This is a genomic window from Lysinibacillus sp. NPDC093210 (assembly GCF_044753985.1).
Lineage (GTDB): Bacteria > Bacillota > Bacilli > Bacillales_A > Planococcaceae > Lysinibacillus.
This window is the reverse complement of sequence record NZ_JBIVOE010000020.1, coordinates 1-5,522: the sequence shown is the minus strand read 5'-3', so window position 1 is coordinate 5,522 and position 5,522 is coordinate 1. Positions and strand designations below refer to the sequence as shown.

Annotated in this window: 4 protein-coding genes, 1 tRNA gene and 1 rRNA gene; 3 read left to right on the top strand and 3 right to left on the bottom strand. The window is 37.8% G+C overall.

Annotated features, from left to right (window positions below):
- A 5S ribosomal RNA gene (rrf, locus tag ACIP9C_RS23065) occupies window positions 1-91 on the bottom strand; the annotation flags it as partial.
- Between the two features lie 555 nt (window positions 92-646).
- Window positions 647-1,747 carry a cysteine desulfurase family protein gene (locus ACIP9C_RS23060; protein WP_401015197.1) on the bottom strand — a complete coding sequence of 367 codons (1,101 nt, stop codon included), beginning with the start codon at window positions 1,745-1,747 and terminating at the stop codon, window positions 647-649.
- Between the two features lie 90 nt (window positions 1,748-1,837).
- Here ACIP9C_RS23060 and nadB point away from each other — a divergent pair, with 90 nt between their 5' ends.
- Genes nadB through nadA form a run of 3 tightly spaced genes read left to right on the top strand, consistent with a single transcriptional unit; the run spans window position 1,838 to window position 5,331 of the window.
- Window positions 1,838-3,424, top strand: a complete 1,587-nt coding sequence (nadB, locus tag ACIP9C_RS23055) for an L-aspartate oxidase (RefSeq protein WP_401015195.1) — start codon at window positions 1,838-1,840, stop codon at window positions 3,422-3,424.
- The gene (gene nadC / locus ACIP9C_RS23050) at window positions 3,381-4,241 is read left to right on the top strand and encodes a carboxylating nicotinate-nucleotide diphosphorylase (RefSeq protein WP_401015193.1); all 861 of its coding nucleotides are present in this window, start codon (window positions 3,381-3,383) and stop codon (window positions 4,239-4,241) included. The genes nadB and nadC overlap by 44 nt, the downstream gene beginning before the upstream one ends.
- A complete protein-coding gene (gene nadA, locus ACIP9C_RS23045; protein ID WP_401015190.1) occupies window positions 4,228-5,331 on the top strand; it encodes a quinolinate synthase NadA in 1,104 nt (367 codons plus the stop codon). Before nadC ends, nadA begins: the two co-directional genes overlap by 14 nt.
- A 103-nt stretch (window positions 5,332-5,434) precedes the next feature.
- Here nadA and ACIP9C_RS23040 read toward each other — a convergent pair.
- A tRNA-Glu gene (locus ACIP9C_RS23040) sits at window positions 5,435-5,506 on the bottom strand.
- Window positions 5,507-5,522 lie beyond the last annotated feature (16 nt).

Sequence of the window (5,522 nt, the reverse complement as noted above, 5' to 3'; positions counted from 1 at the left end):
GGGGAAGCCCCCAACTACCATCGGCGCTAAAGAGCTTAACTTCCGTGTTCGGTATGGGAACGGGTGTGACCTCTTTGCCATCATCACTAGACTATGTTTGGTTTCTAATTTACTACATATTCATGAAACCTTTATGTATGTCGTTTTGAAGTTGTTTACCTGTCCTTCAAGACAAGAATTATTGTATAACGTTTATCAACATATTGCAACCCTTTTTTATAAAAAAAAGAAATTATTACTTTTTGAAGATATTTTTGTTATGTGAGAGAAATTATCGCTCTGCTAATCATTATAGCAATTGTTTTTTCAAAAGAAAACATTTTATTAATAAAAATTAAAACTTTATCGTATATGCACATAGTAAAAGCATGCTAAAGAAAACTAACAAACAAAACTACTACCCTTTTTGCAGTCTAGCGATACACAATAAGCGCATATTACGAAAGTGCCTGTGTAAAGTTTCCCCCAATAGATTTTTATTTGAAACTACTTGGATAGATATTAGATAAAAACTTTAATATTCTACCCTTCAATGTATTTCCTAATCATATTTAAGAAAAGCCTTTGATTTTCACTGAAAGTGGGGACTCTAAGTGAAAATCTAAAGCTTTTTAATAAAATATTTTACTAACATTTATATTTCCGTTTAGTATTTTACAAAAACATTAGTAAGAGCAGCAACTAACTGATCAATTTCTTCAAATGATGTTGTTGGTCCAAAGGAAATTCTAAAAAATTGACGTGCCTCCTCCATCGTATAGCCCATTGATAAAATTGCCTTTGTACCAGACTCACTGTGAATATCACAAGCACTACCCGTTGAAATACAAATACCTGCTTCGTTTAATTTTAACAACACATATTGCCCCTCTACTTTTTCCATTATCAAGCCACATATATTAGGTAGTTGATTGTCACATTCAATCAATTGACAAGCTGAAGGTAAATTTTTTCGTAAATATTGGCGCAGTAATTCATAATGTTGACGCTCATATTGATAGTTTTCAATAGCTGTCGCAAATGCAACAATGGCAGGTGTATCTAATGTTCCTCCTCGTAAACCTCGTTCATGCGTTACACCAGGCGTTAATGCTGGAACTCGAATTTTCGGATTGATAAAAATAGCCCCACACCCTTTGGGTCCTCCTATTTTATGGGCTGAAACCGTTATCGCATCTACATTTGCACTAAATGAATATGTTGCTAGTTTACTAAATGACTGCACACAATCCACATGAAAAAATATATTTACATTATTTGCTATTGCGGCAATTTCTTCTACAGGTTGGATGGAACCTATTTCGGAATTTACATGCTGAATCGTTATTAATGCTGTATCTTCCCTTATCGCCTTTCGAACTTGTTCTACATCAATACACCCATTTAGCTGTAAAGGTAATTTCGTGATGGCAAACCCCATTTTTTCAAGTGTATTTAATGCTGCATGAACAGATGTATGTTCAGCCTGGGATGAAATAATATGCTTACCCTGTTTTGCAGCTAAAGCTAGTGACAAAATTGATAGTAAATTTCCCTCTGTGCCGCTCCCAGTAAAAATAATCCCATTCCGTTCAACGCCGAGAGTTTTGGCTACTACAGTTCTTGCCTGCTCCACAAAATAATTTGCTTGCCCTCCTAAATCGTGTAAGCTCGCACTATTTCCATAATACCGTTTTGCAACATCACAATAAGCCTGAAGTGCATTACTCGACATTGGAGATGTTGCTGCATAATCCATATAAATCATCTTATTCTCCCTTTCTAGTCATCAAGTCTTGTTTTCCTTTTTATTTTATGTAAAGATATGTGTCAAGACAACTGTAAAGAAGGTATAGCTATGGATGTAAAGACAGACATACTCATTATCGGTAGCGGTATTGCGTCTCTTCAAGCTGCACGACTACTCGGACAGTATTTTCAAGTACAGATTGTTACTAAATCTTCTGTTAAAGTAAGTAGCTCTTATCGTGCACAAGGTGGAATAGCTGCTGTTACGAGTCCAGAAGATCATATAAAGTTTCATATCACTGATACACTGTCTGCTGGTGAATACCATCATGAAACCAAATTTGTTGATGTACTTATAAAAGATGGAATGACGATAATCCAGCAACTGCTATTAGATGGATTACCAATTGATCGACAAGAAAATGGCGAACCCGCCCTTGGCTTAGAAGGAGCACATAGCCATCATCGCATTTTACATGCTGGTGGTGATAGGACTGGTCAAGTGCTGATTGATTACTTGCTTCAGCATCTCTCTCCAAACGTTCGCATTAATAGCAATGAGATGGCTTTTGAATTGTTATTGAATACCGATGGTGCTTGTATTGGCGTACTGACAAAAAGCGAAACAGGGATAAAACGTTATTTTGCTCATCACGTCATTCTTGCTTCAGGTGGTGCGGGTGCTCTCTACTCTAGCACTTCTAACTATGCCACGAATACTGGAGACGGTATTGCATTAGCATATCGTGCTGGTGCTGCCATCAGTGATATGGAATTTATGCAATTTCATCCAAGTCTATTATGGTGTAATGGCGAGGCTAAAGGATTGGTTTCTGAAGCTGTTCGGGGTGCTGGAGGAATTTTTGTTAATGCAGAACGTCAGCCAATTATGGCAGGTGTACATCCATTGCTCGATTTAGCACCGCGTCATATTACTGCACATACGTTATATACTAAACGCACATTGGGGCAAGAAACGTTTATTGATATTTCAAGCATTCAGGAATTTGACGATAAATTCCCTACTATTACAAAACTTTGCATGGATAACGGTATTAATTTACAAAATGGCCTAATTCCTGTAGCTCCAGGCAGCCATTTTTTAATGGGAGGTGTAATTGCTGATGATACGGGAAGAACATCGATTTCTAATCTCTATGCAGTTGGTGAGGTTGCCTGTACAGGGGTTCATGGTGCAAACCGTTTAGCTAGCAATTCATTACTTGAAGGTATAACATTCGGTCAAAAAATGGCTCATTTTATTATACAAACTGGTTGTAAGCAAACTAATTTCAAGCTTGCAGTTGCTAATTGCCATCAATCCATGCCTGTTTTATTAACAAAGGAAAACTTACAACAAATAATGATGCACTCATTAGGCATCGTCCGAGACCCTTTGGATATGCAGCTTTTGATAGAACAACTACCTTCGTTACAAAATCTACATCAAGTTAATGTAATGAACTTAAATCAACAACAACTTGAACTTTACATGATGCATATTGTTGCATCATTGATGGTACATGCTGCTATTGCACGAACAGAAACTCGTGGTGCTCACATTCGGAATGATAAGCCTAACAATGAAGATAAGTGGGCACAGCGCTGGATTATTTTTCAACAAGGACAAATGAAAGTGAGGAATTCATTGTATGAATATCATCAAACTCGAGGAAATGCTCAAGCAATTTTTTAATGAAGATATAGGAGATGGGGATTTATCAGGCGAGCTTATCTTTTCATTTGAGCAAATAGGTTCTTTTTCCTTTTATGCAAAAGACAGCGGCATTTTTTGTGGAACACCTATTATCGAACATGGATTTCGTATACTCGATCCTTCCATGCATATAACTATGCATAAAAATGATGGTGATGCCGTGAATTACGGAGATGTTCTTGCTGTTATTAAAGGACCTCTACAAAAATTATTATTAGGTGAGCGAGTGATTTTAAATCTTATTCAACGCATGTCTGCTATCGCAACTGCAGCCAATTTAGCAGTTCGGGAAACAGTAGGAACCTCTGCGAAAATTTGCGATACACGAAAAACCATTCCTGGATTACGTATGCTCGATAAATATGCTGTACGAATAGGAGGTGCCTATAATCACCGAAGTGGCTTATACGATGCTATTATGCTCAAGGATAATCACATTGCTTTTGCAGGAAGTATTAAAGAAGCCGTACAAACTGCTCGCAAGAAAATTGGGCACACTGTAAAAATCGAAGTGGAGATTGAAACGAAAGCACAATTAGAAGAAGCTATATTAGCTGGGGCGGACATTATTATGTTCGATAATCGTACACCTGAAGAAATACGTGCTTGGCTTCAAATTGTTCCTGCACATATCGCTACTGAAGCTTCTGGTGGAATTACATTAGAAAACCTCAATGCTTATGCAAAGTCAGGTATTCAATGGATTTCATTAGGTGCATTAACTCATTCCGTAAAAGCTTTTGATATTAGCGCACTTGTACAGATGAAAGGAGAGCATACACTTGTCCATCACTAGTTTACTACAACAAGCCTCACTACTTCCTGAGCATTATCGAACATTATCAACAGAAGAAATGGAATCTCGTATTCGAGCTATTAAAAAAAAGCTAGGTAAGAAACTCTTTATACCTGGACATCACTATCAAAAAGATGAAGTAATACAATTTGCTGATGCTACAGGGGATTCCTTACAGCTTGCTCAAATATCAGCTGCCAATAAAGAAGCTGAGCATATCGTTTTTTGTGGTGTGCATTTTATGGCAGAGACAGCCGATATGCTCACTACTGAGAAGCAACATGTCTACTTACCTGATATGCGTGCAGGGTGTTCGATGGCTGACATGGCAGATATTTATCAAACAGAACAAGCATGGACTATTCTTCAGCAACTTTTCGGCAATACAATTTTGCCATTAACATATGTTAATTCTACTGCTGCAATTAAAGCATTTACTGGACGTCACGGTGGCGCTTGTGTAACCTCCTCCAATGCAAAAGAAATGGTAAAATGGGCTTTTTCACAAAAACAACGTATTTTATTTTTACCAGATCAGCATTTAGGAAGAAATACAGCGTTCGATTTAGGTGTGCCACTCGAAAATATGGCCGTATGGAATCCACATACGAATACGCTTGAAACAGATCAATCGCCAGAAAATATTCAAGTAATATTGTGGAAAGGACACTGCTCGGTCCATGAAGGATTTACAGTACAACATACAGCAATGGTTCGTCAATCACATCCAAATATGCGTATTATCGTACATCCTGAATGTAGCCGTGAAGTCGTAGCTGCTGCAGATGATGCAGGATCTACAAAATATATCCTTGATACTATTAATAATGCTCCAAGCGGATCAGCATGGGCAATTGGAACAGAAATGAATCTAGTAAACCGCATTATTCAACAACATCCTGATAAACACATTATTTCTTTAAACGAAAACTTTTGCCCTTGTCTTACAATGAATCGCATCGATCTGCCACATTTACTGTGGTCACTTGAAAGCATTGATCAGGGCAAGCCACATAACCGTATTCAAGTGGATACGTCAACGGCAAAAGAAGCTTGTAGCTCCCTTGAAAGAATGCTATCACGTGCGTAAACAAAAAAATCGTCTAACTATTTAGTAGTAGACGATTTTTCATATTTCTCCTAATAAAAAAAGCACAGTTGATGTAAATGTTCACATCAACTGTGCTTTAGTATGACCCCTACGGGATTCGAACCCGTGTTACCGCCGTGAAAGGGCGGTGTCTTAACCGCTTGACCAAGGGGCCAATGGCGGAGAAGGAG

What these genes read in the sequence shown, in the direction of transcription:
- ACIP9C_RS23060 (WP_401015197.1), bottom strand. Translation starts at nt 1,747, where the DNA reads ATGATTTATATGGATTATGCAGCAACATCTCCAATGTCGAGTAATGCA.
- nadB (WP_401015195.1), top strand. Translation starts at nt 1,838, where the DNA reads ATGGATGTAAAGACAGACATACTCATTATCGGTAGCGGTATTGCGTCT.
- nadC (WP_401015193.1), top strand. Translation starts at nt 3,381, where the DNA reads ATGAATATCATCAAACTCGAGGAAATGCTCAAGCAATTTTTTAATGAA.